Origin of the sequence: Pseudomonas sp. TH39(2020) (genome assembly GCF_016650715.1) — a bacterium.
Taxonomy (GTDB): Bacteria; Pseudomonadota; Gammaproteobacteria; order Pseudomonadales; family Pseudomonadaceae; genus Aquipseudomonas; species Aquipseudomonas mandelii_C.
Genome location: NZ_JAEKFF010000006.1, coordinates 2,414,069 through 2,431,229 on the forward strand (window position 1 = coordinate 2,414,069; position 17,161 = coordinate 2,431,229).

Annotated in this window: 14 protein-coding genes; 10 read left to right on the forward strand and 4 right to left on the reverse strand. The window is 59.1% G+C overall.

Going from position 1 to position 17,161, the window contains the following annotated elements:
- Positions 1 to 57: 57 nt before the first annotated feature.
- Positions 58 to 1,434, reverse strand: a complete 1,377-nt coding sequence (locus JFU47_RS18755; protein WP_008150449.1) for a glutamine synthetase family protein — start codon at positions 1,432 to 1,434, stop codon at positions 58 to 60.
- A gap of 278 nt (positions 1,435 to 1,712) precedes the next feature.
- Between JFU47_RS18755 and JFU47_RS18760 the strand changes: the two genes are divergently transcribed.
- From JFU47_RS18760 to JFU47_RS18795, 8 genes are all read left to right on the forward strand, one after another.
- Positions 1,713 to 2,489 carry a gamma-glutamyl-gamma-aminobutyrate hydrolase family protein gene (locus JFU47_RS18760; protein WP_201184819.1) on the forward strand — a complete coding sequence of 259 codons (777 nt, stop codon included), beginning with the start codon at positions 1,713 to 1,715 and terminating at the stop codon, positions 2,487 to 2,489.
- Between the two features lie 37 nt (positions 2,490 to 2,526).
- Positions 2,527 to 3,885: a glutamine synthetase family protein gene (locus JFU47_RS18765; protein WP_008150453.1), complete on the forward strand. Its 1,359-nt coding sequence runs from the start codon at positions 2,527 to 2,529 to the stop codon at positions 3,883 to 3,885.
- 58 nt (positions 3,886 to 3,943) lie between these two features.
- The gene (locus JFU47_RS18770; RefSeq protein ID WP_123368560.1) at positions 3,944 to 5,308 is read left to right on the forward strand and encodes an aspartate aminotransferase family protein; all 1,365 of its coding nucleotides are present in this window, start codon (positions 3,944 to 3,946) and stop codon (positions 5,306 to 5,308) included.
- A gap of 183 nt (positions 5,309 to 5,491) precedes the next feature.
- Positions 5,492 to 6,589, forward strand: a complete 1,098-nt coding sequence (locus JFU47_RS18775; protein WP_123368559.1) for a polyamine ABC transporter substrate-binding protein — start codon at positions 5,492 to 5,494, stop codon at positions 6,587 to 6,589.
- Between the two features lie 188 nt (positions 6,590 to 6,777).
- Complete coding sequence (locus JFU47_RS18780; protein ID WP_201184821.1) at positions 6,778 to 7,875, forward strand: extracellular solute-binding protein; 1,098 nt, start codon at positions 6,778 to 6,780, stop codon at positions 7,873 to 7,875.
- A 70-nt stretch (positions 7,876 to 7,945) separates the two neighbouring features.
- Positions 7,946 to 9,088, forward strand: a complete 1,143-nt coding sequence (locus tag JFU47_RS18785) for an ABC transporter ATP-binding protein (RefSeq protein ID WP_201184823.1) — start codon at positions 7,946 to 7,948, stop codon at positions 9,086 to 9,088.
- Positions 9,085 to 10,005, forward strand: coding sequence for an ABC transporter permease subunit (locus JFU47_RS18790; RefSeq protein WP_201184825.1), 921 nt, complete (start codon positions 9,085 to 9,087; stop codon positions 10,003 to 10,005). Before JFU47_RS18785 ends, JFU47_RS18790 begins: the two co-directional genes overlap by 4 nt.
- Positions 10,002 to 10,892, forward strand: a complete 891-nt coding sequence (locus JFU47_RS18795; protein WP_201184827.1) for an ABC transporter permease subunit — start codon at positions 10,002 to 10,004, stop codon at positions 10,890 to 10,892. Before JFU47_RS18790 ends, JFU47_RS18795 begins: the two co-directional genes overlap by 4 nt.
- Positions 10,893 to 11,034: 142 nt before the next feature.
- On the opposite strand, the gene JFU47_RS18800 is transcribed toward JFU47_RS18795, so the two are convergent.
- The gene (locus JFU47_RS18800; RefSeq protein ID WP_140675225.1) at positions 11,035 to 11,676 is read right to left on the reverse strand and encodes an HD domain-containing protein; all 642 of its coding nucleotides are present in this window, start codon (positions 11,674 to 11,676) and stop codon (positions 11,035 to 11,037) included.
- A gap of 215 nt (positions 11,677 to 11,891) precedes the next feature.
- Between JFU47_RS18800 and JFU47_RS18805 the strand changes: the two genes are divergently transcribed.
- Positions 11,892 to 12,857: a GlxA family transcriptional regulator gene (locus JFU47_RS18805; protein ID WP_201184828.1), complete on the forward strand. Its 966-nt coding sequence runs from the start codon at positions 11,892 to 11,894 to the stop codon at positions 12,855 to 12,857.
- A 121-nt stretch (positions 12,858 to 12,978) separates the two neighbouring features.
- Here JFU47_RS18805 and JFU47_RS18810 read toward each other — a convergent pair whose 3' ends face one another.
- Together JFU47_RS18810 and JFU47_RS18815 are read right to left on the reverse strand one after the other, a co-directional pair.
- Complete coding sequence (locus JFU47_RS18810) at positions 12,979 to 15,390, reverse strand: penicillin acylase family protein (protein ID WP_201184830.1); 2,412 nt, start codon at positions 15,388 to 15,390, stop codon at positions 12,979 to 12,981.
- A 108-nt stretch (positions 15,391 to 15,498) separates the two neighbouring features.
- Complete coding sequence (locus JFU47_RS18815; protein ID WP_201184832.1) at positions 15,499 to 16,080, reverse strand: DUF6436 domain-containing protein; 582 nt, start codon at positions 16,078 to 16,080, stop codon at positions 15,499 to 15,501.
- Between the two features lie 97 nt (positions 16,081 to 16,177).
- On the opposite strand from JFU47_RS18815, the gene JFU47_RS18820 reads away from it, so the two are divergent.
- Complete coding sequence (locus JFU47_RS18820) at positions 16,178 to 17,125, forward strand: alpha/beta hydrolase (RefSeq protein WP_201184834.1); 948 nt, start codon at positions 16,178 to 16,180, stop codon at positions 17,123 to 17,125.
- The last annotated feature ends 36 nt before the right edge of the window (positions 17,126 to 17,161 follow it).

Genomic DNA, 17,161 nt, shown 5'->3' on the forward strand with positions numbered 1-17,161 from the left:
GGCCATAAAAAACGCCGCAAGCTGTGAAGCCTGCGGCGTTGTTTTTACTGCAACCACTTACACGGTATGCAGGTACCAGTTGTACTCGAGGTCGGAGATGGAGTGTTCGAACTCCTCCAGCTCGCTCTCTTTACACGCGACGAAGATATCGATGTATTTCGGGTCGATGTACTTGGCCATGACTTCGCTGTCGTCCAGCTCGCGCAACGCATCACGCAGGTTGTTCGGCAGACTTTGTTCGTTCTGCTCGTAGGAGTTGCCTTCCACGGGTGCGCCCGGCTCGATCTTGTTGGTCAGGCCGTGGTGCACGCCTGCCAGGACCGAAGCCATCAGCAGGTACGGGTTGGCATCGGCACCGGCAACGCGGTGTTCCAGACGGACCGCGTCGGCGGAACCCGTCGGCACACGCACCGCAACAGTACGGTTGTCCAGACCCCAGCACGGTGCATTTGGCACGTAGAACTGTGCGCCGAAACGACGATAGGAGTTGACGTTCGGGCAGAGGAAAGCCATCTGCGCCGGTAGGGTCTCGAGCACACCGCCGATCGCGTGACGCAGTGCGGCGTTCTGCTCGGGATCCTCACTGGCAAAAATGTTTTTGCCATCTTTATCAAGAATCGAGATATGGACATGCAGACCGTTGCCCGCCTGGCCCGGGTAAGGCTTGGCCATGAACGTGGTGTCCATTTCATGGTCGTAGGCGATGTTTTTGATCAGACGCTTGAGCAGGACCGCGTAGTCGCAGGCCTTGATCGGGTCGGCCACGTGGTGCAGGTTCACTTCGAACTGCGCCGGGGCACTTTCCTTGACGATCGCGTCGGCAGGGATGCCTTGCTCTTTCGCACCTTCCAGAATGTCCTGGAGGCAGTCGACGTATTCGTCGAGGTCGTCGATCAGGTAAACCTGTGTCGAATGCGGGCGCTTGCCAGAGATTGGCGAGCGAGGCGGTTGCGGGCGACCGTTCACGTTCTCCTGGTCGATCAGGTAGAACTCCAGTTCGAACGCGGCGCAGATGGTCAAACCCATCTCGTCGAACTTGGCAACAACTTGACGCAGCACTTCACGGGGATCCGCGAAGAAAGGTTCACCTTCAAGTTCGTGCATGGTCATTAACAGTTGCGCAGTAGGGCGCTTCTGCCAAGGCTCGTTGCAGAGGGTGTCAGGGATTGGATAGCAGATTCGGTCAGCATCGCCGATGTCCAGGCCCAGGCCGGTGCTTTCCACCGTCGAGCCATTGATATCCAGAGCAAATAGAGAGGCCGGCAGGTTGATGCCTTTCTCGTAAACCTTGTGGAGGCTGGTGCGTTCAATGCGCTTGCCGCGCACCACACCATTCATATCCGCAATCAGAAGGTCAACGTACAGAACCTCAGGATGTTCCTTAAGGAACGCGTTCGCTTCGTTAAGCTGAACGGCACGCGGGGGTACCGACATGATGCAACACCTTTGTTGTTAAAAATATCAATCATTGATCTCTTCGGATTCCAGTCAACCCGAACGGCATGCCGAAGTCAAGCGAGGCCTTTTTTGCCCTAAAAAAGCACCCATTGGCCTTTTTTGAGGCACTTTGGGGCGTTTTTATGCCTTTGATCGCTTTAGCGCCTGCGGGCTGAAGCGGGCCGTGTTGTATTTTTTACGGGGGTGTTGTGTAAAAAAATGAACAAGGCTAAGCTCGATTCAAACCCATAACACCAATAATACCGGGGTGCTTCATGTCTCGCCTGCCGTTAATCGGCGTCACCGCCTGCTCTAAGCAGATCGGTCTGCATGCTTATCACATCAGTGGCGACAAGTACGTCCGCGCCGTGGCCTCAGCGTCCAAGGGCCTGCCGGTGATTCTTCCGTCCCTGGCTGATTTGCTGGCACCGTCCGATATTCTGGACGGTCTGGATGGCATCCTCTTTACAGGCTCTCCTTCCAATATAGAACCGTTTCACTATAGCGGCCCAGCCAGCGCGCCGGGCACTGCTCATGATTCTGCACGTGATGCCACCACCCTCCCGTTGATCCGCGCCGCAGTCGCCGCCGGTATTCCCGTGCTCGGTATTTGCCGCGGCTTCCAGGAAATGAATGTGGCGTTCGGCGGCAGCCTGCATCAAAAAGTCCACGAAGCCGGTCCATTCATGGATCACCGTGAAGACGATAGCCTACCGCTTGAAGGACAGTATGCACCAAGTCACCCGGTGCACATTCAACCGGGTGGTGTGCTCGCAGGTCTGGGCCTGGCGAGCGAGATACAGGTCAATTCGATTCATGGCCAGGGCGTTGAACGTCTGGCGCCAGGCCTTTGCGTCGAGGCCTTGGCTCCTGACGGGTTGATCGAGGCCGTCTCGGTCCCGCAGGGCAAGGGTTTTGCTTTGGGAGTGCAATGGCATCCCGAATGGCAGGTAAGCTCAAACCCGGATTACCTTGCGATCTTCCAGGCATTTGGCGATGCCTGCCGCAAGTACGCATTACAACGCGACGCCGATGCGTCAAACAACGCCTGACTTATAAGAGTCAGGAAACTCAGCCTAAGAGGCATTTATGAGTAACAACCTCGACCAGCTCACCGATTGGTTGAAAGACCACAAGATCACAGAAGTCGAATGCATGATCGCCGACTTGACCGGGATCACCCGGGGCAAGATATCGCCGACCAACAAGTTCATTGCCGAAAAAGGCATGCGCCTGCCCGAGAGCGTTCTGTTGCAGACCGTGACCGGCGACTATGTCGAAGACGACATCTATTACGAACTGCTCGACCCGGCCGACATCGACATGATCTGCCGCCCCGACCAGAACGCGGTATTCCTTGTGCCCTGGGCCATCGAGCCCACCGCTCAGGTGATCCACGACACTTACGACAAGCAAGGCAACCCGATCGAACTGTCGCCGCGCAACGTGCTCAAAAAGGTGCTGAAACTCTATTCCGACAAGGGCTGGCAGCCGATCGTGGCGCCAGAAATGGAGTTCTACCTGACCAAGCGCTGCGAAGACCCGGACTTCCCGCTGCAACCGCCGATTGGCCGTTCCGGTCGCCCGGAAACCGGTCGCCAGTCCTTCTCGATCGAAGCGGCAAACGAATTCGATCCGCTGTTCGAAGACGTCTATGACTGGTGCGAATTGCAGGAGCTTGACCTCGACACGCTGATCCACGAGGACGGCACGGCGCAGATGGAAATCAACTTCCGTCACGGCGATGCCCTGTCCCTGGCCGACCAGATCCTGGTGTTCAAGCGCACCATGCGCGAAGCCGCGCTCAAGCACAACGTGGCCGCCACCTTCATGGCCAAGCCCATGACTGGCGAGCCGGGCAGCGCGATGCACTTGCACCAGAGCATCATCGACATCGAAACCGGCAAGAACGTCTTCTCCAATGAAGACGGGAGCATGAGCCAGCTGTTCCTGAACCACATCGGTGGTTTGCAGAAACTGATCCCCGAGCTGTTGCCGCTGTTCGCGCCGAACGTCAACTCGTTCCGCCGCTTCCTGCCGGACACCTCGGCGCCGGTGAACGTGGAGTGGGGCGAAGAGAACCGCACCGTGGGCCTGCGGGTTCCGGATGCCGGGCCGCAAAACCGTCGGGTGGAAAACCGCCTGCCGGGCGCCGACGCCAACCCGTACCTGGCGATCGCCGCGAGCCTGCTTTGCGGTTACATCGGCATGGTCGAAGGCTTGAACCCGAGTGCGCCGGTGGTGGGGCGTGGCTATGAACGCCGCAACCTGCGCCTGCCACTGACCATCGAAGACGCGCTGGAACGCATGGAACACAGCGCGACTATCGAGAAGTACCTGGGCAAAAAATTCATCACTGGCTACGTCGCGGTCAAGCGGGCCGAGCATGAAAACTTCAAGCGCGTGATCAGTTCGTGGGAGCGGGAATTCCTGCTCTTCGCCGTCTGATGCGCCGGGCGCCGCTGATGTTGGCGGCGCTCTCACTGAAAATCTTAGGAGAATTCGCATGACCAGCAACAACCCGCAAACCCGTGAATGGCAAACCCTGAGCAACGATCACCACCTGGCCCCGTTCAGCGATTTCAAGCAGCTGAAAGAGAAAGGCCCGCGGATCATCACCAACGCCAAGGGCGTTTACCTCTGGGACAGCGAAGGCAACAAGATCCTCGACGGCATGGCCGGCCTGTGGTGCGTGGCGATCGGCTACGGTCGCGATGAACTGGCCGATGCCGCCAGTAAACAAATGCGCGAACTGCCTTACTACAACCTGTTCTTCCAGACGGCTCACCCGCCGGTGCTGGAACTGGCCAAGGCCATCTCCGATATCGCGCCACAAGGCATGAACCACGTGTTCTTCACCGGTTCGGGCTCTGAAGGCAACGACACCATGCTGCGTATGGTTCGTCACTACTGGGCGATCAAGGGCCAGCCGAAGAAGAAAGTCATCATCAGCCGCAAGAACGGCTATCACGGTTCCACCGTGGCCGGCGCGAGCCTGGGTGGCATGACGTATATGCACGAACAAGGCGACTTGCCGATCCCGGGCATCGTCCACATCGCGCAGCCGTACTGGTTTGCTGAAGGCGGCGAGATGACACCGGAAGAGTTCGGTGTCTGGGCGGCCAATCAGCTGGAAGAGAAGATTCTGGAAGTCGGCGTGGACAACGTCGGTGCCTTTATTGCCGAGCCGATCCAGGGTGCCGGCGGCGTGATCATTCCGCCAGACACCTACTGGCCGCGCATCAAGGAAATCCTCGCCAAGTACGACATCTTGTTCGTGGCTGACGAAGTGATCTGTGGATTCGGCCGTACCGGTGAGTGGTTCGGTAGCGATTTCTACGACCTCAAACCCGACATGATGACCATCGCCAAAGGCCTGACATCTGGCTACATCCCTATGGGTGGCTTGATCGTGCGTGACGAAGTGGTTGCGGTGCTCAATGAAGGCGGCGATTTCAACCACGGTTTCACCTATTCCGGGCACCCGGTGGCGGCTGCGGTGGCACTGGAAAACATCCGCATCCTGCGCGAAGAAAAAATTATCGAGCGCGTTCATGCAGAAACGGCACCCTATTTGCAAAAGCGTTTACGGGAACTGAACGATCACCCGTTGGTGGGGGAAGTGCGTGGGGTGGGTCTGCTGGGGGCGATCGAGCTGGTGCAGGACAAAGCCACTCGCAAGCGTTACGAAGGCAAGGGCGCAGGCATGATTTGCCGCACGTTCTGCTTCGAGAACGGCCTGATCATGCGCGCCGTCGGCGACACCATGATCATTGCTCCGCCACTGGTGATTACACCGGCTGAAATCGATGAGTTGGTGACCAAGGCACGCAAGTGTCTGGACCTGACCCTGAGTGCATTGCAGGGCTAAGTGCTAGGCTCTGAGCGGGGTGTGAAATTCGCATTTCGCTCAGAGCAAACAAAGGATGGGTCTTTCCTTGAAAGCCTGCCTTGGATCTTGCCAGACTACCGGTTGTTTCAGATGCCCAGGAAAGGCCGCTGAACACGTGGTTAAAAAGAAAAAATTGGAGCATTACCGATGAAGGCATTAGGTATGAAGATAGCTGGCAAGACCCTTCTCGCCATGTCCCTGATGGGCGTGATGGCGGGTGCAGTTCAGGCCGATGACAAGGTTCTGCACGTGTACAACTGGTCCGATTACATCGCACCGGACACCATCGCGAACTTCGAGAAAGAGTCCGGGATCAAGGTGGTGTATGACGTTTTCGACAGCAACGAAACCCTCGAAGCCAAGTTGCTGGCAGGCAAGTCCGGTTACGACATCGTCGTGCCGTCGAACAACTTCCTGGCCAAGCAGATCAAGGCTGGCGTTTACCAGAAGCTGGACAAGTCCAAGCTGCCTAACTGGAAAAACCTGAACCCTGACCTGCTCAAAGCGGTATCGGTGAGCGACCCGGGCAACGAACACGCCTTCCCTTACATGTGGGGTTCAATCGGTATCGGCTTCAACGCCGAGAAGGTCAAGGCTGCACTGGGTGCCGATGCACCGACCAATTCCTGGGACCTGATCTTCAAGCCTGAAAACGCCGCCAAACTGAAGTCGTGCGGTATCAGCCTGCTGGATTCGCCAACCGAGATGATTCCGGCGGCGTTGCACTACCTGGGCCTGCCGACCGACAGCCAGAAGAAAGAAGACATCGACAAGGCCGAAGCCCTGCTGCTGAAAGTCCGTCCTTCGATCGCCTACTTCCACTCGTCCAAGTACATCTCCGACCTGGCCAATGGCAACATCTGCGTAGCCGTGGGTTATTCGGGCGACATCTACCAGGCCAAGTCCCGCGCGGCTGAAGCCGGTGACAAGGTGAAAGTCAGCTACAACATTCCGAAAGAAGGTGCAGGCAGCTTCTACGACATGGTCGCCATCCCTAAAGATGCCGAAAACGTCGAAGGCGCCTACAAGTTCATGACCTACCTGCAGAAGCCGGAAGTCATGGCCGCCATCACCAACGCCGTGCGTTTCCCGAACGGTAATGCCGCCGCCACCGCACTGGTTGATAAAGACATCACCAGCGACCCGGGCATCTACCCGCCGGCCGACGTGTTGGCCAAGCTGTACGCGATTGCCGACTTGCCGGCCGCGACCCAGCGGATCCTGACTCGCAGCTGGACCAAGATCAAATCCGGTAAGTAAGCCGGTTTGAGGCAATCACCTGTTGCCGCCGCCTGCGCGGTGACGGCAACAGGTGTAATTAAATGACAGAAAGTTTTGCTGGAACGGTTTTTCGAGGGTAAGTTGCGCGCCGGTTTTGTTGTCAGGCCGCCATGGCTGTCATGTAACGCGGGGCAACTTGGGCCCAACTAATTTTAGAGGACCTCCACGTGCCTGTTTTTTCTTTGTTGCGCAATGCACTGCTGGTCGGCGCGGGACTGACGCTTGCCGTTAGTGTCCAGGCCGCTGGCACTGTGCATATTTATAACTGGTCGGACTACATCGGTTCGACGACCCTGGCAGACTTCCAGAAAGAAACCGGCATCAAACCGGTGTATGACGTCTTCGACTCTAACGAAACCCTGGAAGGCAAGTTGCTGGCCGGGCGTACCGGTTACGACGTGGTCGTGCCGTCCAACCACTTCCTCGGCAAGCAGATCAAGGCCGGTGCTTTCCAGAAGCTCGACAAGAAACAACTGACCAACTATTCCAACCTTGACCCGGTGCTGCTCAAGCGCCTGGAGCAAAACGATCCGGGTAACCAGTACGCCGTGCCGTATCTGTGGGGCACCAACGGCATCGGTTACAACGTCGACAAAGTGAAGGCTGTACTGGGCCTCGACAAGATCGATTCCTGGGATGTGGTGTTCGAGCCGGAAAACATCAAGAAACTGCACAGCTGCGGCGTGGCGTTCCTCGACTCCGCCGATGAAATGATGCCCACGGTCCTCAACTACATGGGCCTGAACGCCAACAGCACCAACCCCGAAGACTACAAAAAGGCCGAAGCCAAGTTGCTGGCGGTGCGGCCTTACGTGACCTATTTCCACTCGTCCAAATACATCGCGGACCTGGCCAACGGCGATATCTGCGTGGCGATCGGCTTTTCCGGCGACATGTTCCAGGCCAAGGCCCGCGCGGCTGAAGCCGGCAAAGGCATGAACATCGCTTACTCGATTCCGAAAGAGGGCGGTGCGCTCTGGTTCGACATGCTGGCGATCCCCAAGGATGCGGCCAACGTCAAGGAAGCCCACGCCTTCATCAACTATTTGCTCAAGCCTGAAGTGATTGCACAGGTCAGCGATTCGGTTGGCTACGCGAACCCCAACCCTGGCTCGGACAAATTGATGGAGCAATCCATCCGCACGGACGAATCGGTTTATCCACCGCAAGCCGTCCTCGACAAGACTTACGTGTCTATTGAGTTACCACCAAACATTCAACGTTTGATGACCCGCAGCTGGACCAAGGTCAAGTCGGGTAAATAGCAACAAAGCTCAAACTATCCAAGGTTCGCTCGCCTCGGGCGGACTGCAAATTTTGTTGGGAGTTTCGTAAATGGCAGTTGCCTCCGGCGCCTATAAGAAAGCCCTCGAGGGCGACCAGTCACCTAAACAGGTGTTGGTCAAAATCGACCGGGTCACGAAGAAGTTCGACGAGACGATTGCCGTGGACGATGTGTCCCTGGAAATCAAGAAAGGCGAGATTTTCGCCCTGCTCGGCGGTTCGGGATCGGGCAAATCCACATTGCTGCGTATGCTCGCAGGCTTCGAACGGCCCACGGAGGGGCGCATTTACCTCGATGGCGTAGACATCACTGACATGCCGCCGTACGAGCGGCCGATCAACATGATGTTCCAGTCCTACGCCCTGTTCCCGCACATGACCGTGGCACAGAACATCGCCTTCGGCCTCAAGCAGGACAAAATCCCTGCCGCTGAAGTCGATGCCCGTGTCGCGGACATGCTCAAGCTGGTTCAGATGACGCAGTACGCCAAGCGCAAGCCGCATCAGTTGTCCGGTGGCCAGCGTCAGCGTGTGGCCCTGGCGCGTTCCCTGGCCAAGCGGCCGAAACTGTTGCTGCTCGACGAACCGATGGGTGCTCTGGACAAGAAGCTGCGTTCGCAAATGCAGCTTGAGCTTGTCGAGATCATCGAGCGGGTCGGCGTAACCTGCGTCATGGTGACCCACGACCAGGAAGAAGCCATGACCATGGCCGAGCGCATTGCGATCATGCACCTGGGCTGGATCGCCCAGATCGGCAGCCCGATCGACATCTACGAAACCCCGACCAGCCGTCTGGTCTGCGAGTTCATCGGCAACGTCAACATCTTCGACGGTGAAGTGATCGACGACGCCGAAGGCCACGCAACCATCACCTGCAAGGACCTGGACCGCCAGATTTACGTGGGCCACGGCATCAGCACGTCGGTGCAGGACAAATCCGTGACCTACGCGATCCGTCCGGAAAAACTGCTGGTGACGCCGACCATGCCGACCTGCGAATACAACTGGTCCAGCGGCAAGGTGCACGACATCGCCTACCTCGGTGGTCACTCGGTGTTCTACGTCGAACTGCCGAGCGGCAAGATCGTCCAGTCTTTCGTCGCCAACGCCGAGCGCCGTGGTCAGCGCCCAACCTGGGGTGACCAGGTTTACGTGTATTGGGAAGACGACAGCGGCGTGGTACTTCGCTCATGAACATGCGCAAATTCAAACGCCGCCTCAGTCGAATAATTCCCGGTGGCCGCCAGCTGGTCATCGGGGTTCCGTTCATTTGGCTGTTCCTGTTCTTCATGTTGCCGTTCTTCATCGTCCTGAAGATCAGCTTCGCCGAAGCCGACGTGGCCATTCCGCCGTACACCGAGATCTACAGCTACCTCGACCAAAAAGTGCAGTTGCTGCTTAACCTGAGCAACTACGCGATGCTGGCCGGCGACGAGTTGTACATCGCCGCTTACCTCGGCTCGTTGAAGATGGCGCTGATCAGCACCGTCCTCTGTTTGCTGATCGGCTACCCGATGGCCTACGCCATCGCCAGTGCCCGCAAAGAGATGCAAACGGTGCTGGTGCTGCTGATCATGATGCCGACCTGGACCGCGATCCTGATCCGCGTTTACGCGTGGATGGGCATCCTCAGCAACAACGGTCTGCTCAATGGTTTCCTGATGACCATGGGCTGGATCGACGAACCGCTGCAGATCCTCAACACCAACCTCGCGGTGTACATCGGCGTTGTTTATTCATACCTGCCGTTCATGATCCTGCCGCTCTACGCCAACCTGGTGAAGCACGACAACAGCCTGCTGGAAGCCGCGTCCGACCTGGGTTCTAGCACGTTCAACAGCTTCTGGAAGATCACCATCCCGCTGTCCAAGAACGGCATCGTCGCGGGCTGCATGCTGGTGTTCATCCCGGTGGTGGGCGAGTTCGTGATCCCGGAACTGCTCGGCGGTCCGGAAACCCTGATGATCGGTAAAGTGCTCTGGCAAGAGTTCTTCAACAACCGTGACTGGCCGGTGGCGTCTGCCCTGGCGGTGGTGATGCTGGCGATCCTGATTGTGCCGATTATTCTGTTCAACCGCAGTCAGGCCAAAGAAATGGAGGGTAAAGAATGAAGCGCTTCCGTTTCTCAAGTTTCATGCTGGTTGCGGGTTTGCTGTTCATCTACGCGCCGATGCTGATCCTGGTGATCTACTCGTTCAACGCCTCGAAACTGGTGACGGTGTGGGGTGGCTGGTCGATCAAGTGGTACGTCGGTTTGATGGACAACACTCAATTGATGGGCTCGGTGGTGCGCTCGCTGGAAATCGCCTGCTACACGGCGGTGGCGGCGGTGGCACTGGGTACGTTGGCGGCATTCGTGCTGACCCGTATCACCCACTTCAAGGGGCGTACGCTGTTCGGTGGCCTGGTTACCGCGCCGCTGGTGATGCCTGAAGTGATCACCGGTCTGTCGCTGTTGCTGCTGTTCGTGGCGATGGCGCAGATGATCGGTTGGCCGCAGGAACGCGGCATCATCACCATCTGGATCGCTCACACCACGTTCTGTGCGGCGTATGTGGCGGTGGTGGTCTCGGCGCGCTTGCGTGAGCTGGACCTGTCCATCGAAGAAGCGGCCATGGACCTGGGTGCGCGGCCGTGGAAGGTGTTCTTCCTGATCACCATCCCAATGATCGCGCCATCGTTGGGGGCCGGCGGCATGATGTCGTTCGCCTTGTCCCTGGATGACCTGGTGTTGGCGAGTTTCGTGTCCGGTCCTGGTTCCACGACCCTGCCGATGGAAGTGTTCTCGGCGGTGCGTCTGGGGGTGAAGCCCGAGATCAACGCCGTGGCCAGTCTGATTCTGTTGGCGGTATCGATCATGACGTTCCTGGTCTGGTTCTTCAGCCGTCGTGCCGAAGAAAGTCGCAAACGTGCGATTCAGCAGGCGATCGAAGAAGGCGCTGCCGACTCCTGGAAACAACCAGACGTGCGTCGCGCCCAGGCGCCGGAAGCGGCTTGAGCCTGATGTCGGGTTGACCACAAATCCGTGGCCAACCCCGTTCCAATGTGGGAGCGAGCCTGCTCGCGAAAACGGTCTATCAGTCGACATCTGTGTTGACTGACATGGCCCCTTCGCGAGCAGGCTCGCTCCCACAGTTGTTTTACGACACCCAAGGGGACTTGCGGATGATCTCGACGAAGTTCATCGGTTTGAAGCCTGGCTCGCTATCCACCAGCACATCCGCGTTCACGGTGCCAAAAGTGGTGTCCGGTTTGTGTTTGAAGCCATTGGCAAACGCACACAGGATGCACTCCTTGAACCCTTCGCCACGCGGGTGGGCATGCACCACTTCTTCGCGTTGTGCGCTGGGGAACGCGGCGTAATCGATGCCCAACACATCCATTTCAACGCCAGCGGTGACCAGCGCCACATTAGGCCGCAGGTGTTGCGGCACGCCCGGTGTGGTGTGCAGGGCAATCGACAACCAGACCTGTTCGATATCATCGTCGGACAAACCGTAAGGCTTGAGGAACGCTTTGGCAGCGTTGGCGCTATCGACTTCGAAGCGCTCGTCGTCAGTGCGATGACCTTCCACCAGACCCAAGTCATGGAACATCGCGCCGACGTACAACAGTTCGGGGTTGTAGGCCAGTTGCTTGCGTTCGCCGCTCAAGGCACCGAACAGAAACACCCGGCGCGAGTGGTGATACAGCAGGTCTGATTCGACGTCGCGAATATATTCCGTGGTGGCCTTGGCCAACGCGCTGTCGGGGATTTTGATACCGGCGATGGTGCTGCTCATGGTGCTTTCCTCGTGGGGAACGCCGTGGCGGCGCTGAAGGGTTTAGTCTGTTCGCGCACCCGAAACAGGACAATCGATCCATGGCTGCGATCCCGGCCAATGAGCATGCATATCGCGCCAACCTCGCTTGTTGCGCACGGATTGGCTAGGGTTGAAACAGATAATCCGGGATGCACGCCGACTTTCATTTCAATACCTGGAAGGCGAATTTTGCCATGAGTAAAACCGTTGCCATCGTGGTCTTCGCCGGCGTTCAGTCCCTGGACGTCACCGGTCCCATGGATGTGTTCTGCGAAGCCAATCGTTTCCTCGAACCGCCAGATCACTATCGACTGGAGGTGATCGGCGTCGAGCGCGGGGTGATGGCGTGTTCCAACGGTTTGTCACTCAATGCCCATCGGCATTTCAGCGAAGCGCTGGAGGCCTACGACTTGCTGCTGGTGGCCGGTGGGCCGCAGTTGCCGTTCATGGATTTCGGTGCGGCATTCGATACCTGGCTGCGTGGTGCCTGCGCCCGGGCGCGACGCTTTGGCTCGATCTGCAACGGCGCGTTCATGCTTGCCCGGGCCGGGTTGCTGGAAGGGCGAACGGTGACCACCCACTGGGGCGACGCGGCGGCGCTGGCGCAGTTGTGCCCGTCGACTCAGGTCGAGGCGGATCGCCTTTACGTGGAGGATGGCGAGCTCTACACCTCGGCGGGTGTCACGGCCGGGATTGATCTGTCGCTGTACTTGCTGGCCAGGGATCACGGGCCGGAGGTAGCGCTGAGTGTGGCAAAACGTCTGGTGGTGTTCACTCAACGCTCGGGCGGGCAGTCACAGTTCAGCCCTTTCCTCACGCCACACGCCGAACCCACTTCTGCCGTGGCGTTGGTGCAGCTCTACGTGTTGGCCAACCTGACGGGGGACCTGACGATTGCCGACCTGGCCAACGCCGCCAACATGAGTGCCCGCAACTTTTCACGGGTGTTTGCCAAAGAGGCGAAAACCACCCCGGCGGAATTCGTCGAACGGGCCAGGGTGGATGCGGCGCGGGTGCTGCTTGAAAGCACCCCATCGCCGCTGAAGACCGTGGCTTATCAGTGCGGCTTTCGCGATGCCCAGCACATGCGCAGTGTGTTCAACCGCAGGCTGGGCGTGACGCCGCAGCAGTTCAGGCTGAACTTTGCGGCGATGGTTTAAACGCTGATCGATCGTTCCCACGCTCTGCGTGGGAATGCCTCAATGGACGCTCTGCGTCCGCTTCGGCAGGGACGCGGAGCGTCCCGGGCTGCATTCCCACGCAGAGCGTGGGAACGATCAACTACTGCGTAGCCCGCGCCGGCAACAGCTTCAACGTGCTGCGGGTGTTGGCCGTGACTTCTTCGTCGTTGAGATGCGCCTGGTAGTAGATTCCTTCGACATACGCTTCAGCCTGATCGTCATAGTGGCTGTCGAACGGTACGCCACTCTGGCCAACCGGGTTGACGGTCAGGCTGTGGGTCGGGTCGGCGAAGTCGATCAGGCGGCGGGTCGAGGGACCATAAGTGACTGGCCACGGCGCCGGGCCGATTTTGGCCGAGAGGTTGTTCGGTACTTCGTGAGTGCCGGGGGCTGCGAACGGGCCGACATTGAAGATCCGATCCAGCGGCTTTTGCTGCCCCAGCGGATGGCCATGGGTCAGCGTGTGCGCCTTGCCCCACTGCCATTGCGCGAAATCGCCGCCGAGGGTGGTTTTGAGATGTGCAATGCTCGCCTGCCACGCCGCCTTGACCGTATCGGCACGGGTTTCCTTGCCGAGGGTGTTGCGGTTGTCCCACCACGGTGAATCGGCAGTCGCGGCCAGGCGAGGCAGTGCGGAATCAATCACCCGGGTCGACAGCAAAGTCTCGAAGAAATCATTGCCCAGCTCATCGTGCATCGTCGCGTCAGCCAGGTTGAACAGGAACTGGTTGAACAGCGTGGCGCTGGTGGAATCGAGCGGGTAGTCGCCTTTCCATTGGGCCAGTTGCTCAACCAGTTTGAGTTCGGCGGGATCGCTCACCACTTCACGCAGTACGGGCAACAACGGCGCCAGCAAGCGCGGGCCGTAAGCGGTGGTGGTGCCCAGTTGCAGCTTCTGGCTGGCGTCCAGGTCCCACTTGATGGTTTTGTCGCTGAGCTGGCGATTGAGCTGCTGACCTCGATCGGCCAGGTTGTAGTAACCGGGAATCTCCATGCCGGTCGGCGACACCGGCTGGAAGTTTGCCGAGACGATGTAGCCCCGCGCCGGGTTCTCTTCCTGCGGGTTGGCGCTGAACGGGTAGAAGCCGTCCTTGTCCGCGTCGGCGGTGCTGCCATCAAGGATGAACCCCGGACGCACACCCGCCGGACGTTTTGGCAGCTGCGCCGCTGCCCACCAGCCGATGTCGCCCTTGGCGTTGGCCCAGACGATGTTCAGGCCCGGCGCCTGGATCTTTGCGCAGGCACTGCGCGCCTTGGCCAGGGTGTCGGCGCGGTTGAGCTGGTAGAAGCCCTCAAGGATCGGATTCTGGCTTTCGAGAAAACCCCACCACATGGCGATCGGCGTTTTGCCGACGCTGCTGCCCAGCGCATCGTTGACGATCGGACCGTGGGGCGACTGGCGCAGCACCAGTGTCACCGGTGCCTGGCCCTTGACCGCGATTTGCTGTTCGCTGGTTACCATGTCCACCCACTTGCCGCGATACCAGACCTGATTGGGGTTGTCTGGATTGACCTTCTCGGCGATCAGGTCCAGGTCGTCGTTCTGGAACATGGTGATGCTCCAGCCGAAGTCGCGGTTCATCCCGAGAGAGGCGAACGGCATCAATGCCTGATAGTGGCCGTAGAGCTCAAAACCCGGCGCCGAGAGCTGCGCTTCATACCACACCGACGGCGCGGAAAAACGGATATGCGGGTCGCCGGCCAACAGCGGTTTGCCGCTTTTGGTCCGACTGCCGGAGACAGCCCAGGCGTTGCTGCCCTCGAACTGCGGCAAGCCGTTGTCGGCCAGTGCCTGCTCGCTGAGGCGGGCGAGGGCGTTGAGCTCTTTCCAGTCGGTACTGGCGAGGGGTGGTATGGCAGCGCTGCGGTTTTTCGCCAGCACGCCCTTGGGCTGCCAGTCGAGATCGAAGACGTTCAGGTAGTTGGCGCCCAACTGATCGCGCACGTAGGTCAGCAACGGTTCGGTGCGAAACGCTGCGGCAAAACTGTAGGCCATGTAACCGGCGATGCTGATGGTGTCCTGGGCGGTGAATGGGCGTTTGGGAATGCCTAGCACATCAAACTCCGCAGGTTTTGAATGGCTGTCCTGATACTGGTTGATGCCATCCAGATAGGCTTGCATGGCGATAAAGGCCGGCGACTGTTTGTCCATGTTCGCCAGGTAGGTGTCGGCGCGTTCGCGAATGCGCAGGCTGCGCATCAGCTTGTCGGTGTCGAGCAGTTTCGGGCCCAGTACCTCGGCCAGCTCGCCGCGGGCGAGGCGGCGCAGGACTTCCATCTGAAACAGCCGGTCCTGGGCGTGCACGTACCCGAGGGCGCGGTACAGGTCGGTTTCGTTTTCAGCGCGGATGTGCGGGATGCCGCGCTCGTCGTAACGCACGATGACCGAACCCTGCAAGTGTTGCAGTTCCACCATGCCCTGGCGTGACGGCTGCTTGCTGTAGACGTACCAACCTGCCCCTGCGGCGAGCGCAACAATCAGCAGGGCGAGTACGGTCAGGCTACGTTTCATGGTGATTCCTTGTTGTTATGAGTGGCAGCAGCTCCCTGGCGCCACTGTTTAACACGGCTTGCCGATATGGCCATCGCACTTAGGAGGGATTCGCGTCTCCTGTCAGCCTTACTTCGCTGTGTCGACGGGCCACGGGCAGTAACAACCCACGGCCAGTGTGTGCGTGGCATTCACTGCGCGGCCTTCGTTCAACGCTTGCAGAATCGGTTCAATAAAACTGTTGCTGGAATTGCAGGTCAGGCCTTCGCTGTACGGGCCGAAATACGCCAGTTTGCCGCTGCGATCCCAGATCGCCACGGCCGGGCTCGCGGGGATCTGTTCGGAGCCTGGCAGGACGGCGATGCTTTTCAGGCCGCTTAAGGTGCTCGGCAACTGACCGTGGCTGCCAGGCTTTTGTACCGCATAAAACTCCACGCCTTGCGGTACATAGCGCTCAACCAGTTCGCTCAGGTGTTGTTGGTTACCGACATTGCACGGGCAGGCCGGGTCCCAGAAGTGCACGAGGCGGATGGCGCCGGGGCCAGCGAGGTTGTCGGGCAAGCGCAGCGGGTCACCGGAGAACACCGCGGTGTGCTCGCTGAACGCTCGCAGATAGCGGCCCTGAAACCAGTCGTAGGCAGCCCACAGCATGCCGGCACACACGAGGGCGAGCAGGCTGGCAAGCAGTGTGGCGCGGTAGGGCGAGCGCATGGATTTCAGTCCTCGAAGGTGCGCTAGCTTGCCATGCTTGCCCCAACAGATGAATATCGCAGGCCCATAAAGTCCGTTTCGCGTTCTGGAATTGCTCATGTCTGCCACTTTCGATCCCGATCACCTGCGTGCCAGCCTGCGGCCGCTGGCCGACTGGCAGCCGCTGTCGGAGGAAGCGCTGGCTTACCAGCATTTCTACGGGTTGGATTTTGCGAGGCGCAACGTGCGCAGTGGCCTTGGACGTTTCGCGGTCGATGGTTATGAAGTGGTCAGCCAGGTCTGGAGGCCCGAGCAGGCGAAGGCGACGCTGTTTTTGTTCCACGGTTTTTACGATCACACCGGGCTTTACCGGCATGTGATCGAATGGGCGCTGGATCAGAATTTTGCGGTGATTGCCTGCGACCTGCCCGGGCACGGACTGTCCAGCGGCGAACGGGCCAGCATCAAGGATTTCGCCGAGTATCAGGACACGCTGCAAGGATTGTTCGCCGAAGCACAATCCCTCGATCTGCCGCAGCCGTGGCACCTGTGCGGGCAAAGCACCGGCGGCGCGATTGTGATCGATCATGTACTCAATGAGGGCGCCAGCAGTCCGGCCCAGGGCCAGGTCATTCTGCTGTCGCCGTTGGTAAGGCCGCGGGGCTGGGGCTGGTCGCAACTCAGCTATTACCTGCTCAAGCCTTTCGTCAAAGCCATCGCCCGGCGCTTCAGCGAGAACTCCAACGACCCGGATTTTCTGCCCTTCCTGCAAGCGGATCCGTTGCAGCCGCTCCGTTTGCCGACCGCCTGGGTCGGTGCGCTGGCGCGCTGGATCAAGCGCATCGAAGCCGCACCGTACAGCATGCGGCGACCGCTGATTGTGCAGGGGCAGGCAGACATGACCGTGGATTGGGAGCATAACCTTGAAGTGTTGCGGAGCAAGTTCGATCGGCCGCAGGTGTTGATGTTGCCTGAGGCGCGGCATCATCTGGCGAATGAGACGCTGGCGTTGCGGAGGGAGTATTTCGGGTTTTTGACCAAGCGGATCAAGGGTCGGAATCTTTAGCGGGAGTCAGGGCCTCATCGCGAGCAGGCTCGCTCC

Bases quoted from the DNA above. Each gene is read 5' to 3' on its own strand.
- JFU47_RS18800 (WP_140675225.1), bottom strand. From the start codon at position 11,676: ATGAGCAGCACCATCGCCGGTATCAAAATCCCCGACAGCGCGTTGGCC.
- JFU47_RS18805 (WP_201184828.1), top strand. From the start codon at position 11,892: ATGAGTAAAACCGTTGCCATCGTGGTCTTCGCCGGCGTTCAGTCCCTG.
- JFU47_RS18775 (WP_123368559.1), top strand. From the start codon at position 5,492: ATGAAGATAGCTGGCAAGACCCTTCTCGCCATGTCCCTGATGGGCGTG.
- JFU47_RS18785 (WP_201184823.1), top strand. From the start codon at position 7,946: ATGGCAGTTGCCTCCGGCGCCTATAAGAAAGCCCTCGAGGGCGACCAG.
- JFU47_RS18765 (WP_008150453.1), top strand. From the start codon at position 2,527: ATGAGTAACAACCTCGACCAGCTCACCGATTGGTTGAAAGACCACAAG.
- JFU47_RS18790 (WP_201184825.1), top strand. From the start codon at position 9,085: ATGAACATGCGCAAATTCAAACGCCGCCTCAGTCGAATAATTCCCGGT.
- JFU47_RS18810 (WP_201184830.1), bottom strand. From the start codon at position 15,390: ATGAAACGTAGCCTGACCGTACTCGCCCTGCTGATTGTTGCGCTCGCC.
- JFU47_RS18760 (WP_201184819.1), top strand. From the start codon at position 1,713: ATGTCTCGCCTGCCGTTAATCGGCGTCACCGCCTGCTCTAAGCAGATC.
- JFU47_RS18815 (WP_201184832.1), bottom strand. From the start codon at position 16,080: ATGCGCTCGCCCTACCGCGCCACACTGCTTGCCAGCCTGCTCGCCCTC.
- JFU47_RS18795 (WP_201184827.1), top strand. From the start codon at position 10,002: ATGAAGCGCTTCCGTTTCTCAAGTTTCATGCTGGTTGCGGGTTTGCTG.
- JFU47_RS18770 (WP_123368560.1), top strand. From the start codon at position 3,944: ATGACCAGCAACAACCCGCAAACCCGTGAATGGCAAACCCTGAGCAAC.
- JFU47_RS18755 (WP_008150449.1), bottom strand. From the start codon at position 1,434: ATGTCGGTACCCCCGCGTGCCGTTCAGCTTAACGAAGCGAACGCGTTC.
- JFU47_RS18820 (WP_201184834.1), top strand. From the start codon at position 16,178: ATGTCTGCCACTTTCGATCCCGATCACCTGCGTGCCAGCCTGCGGCCG.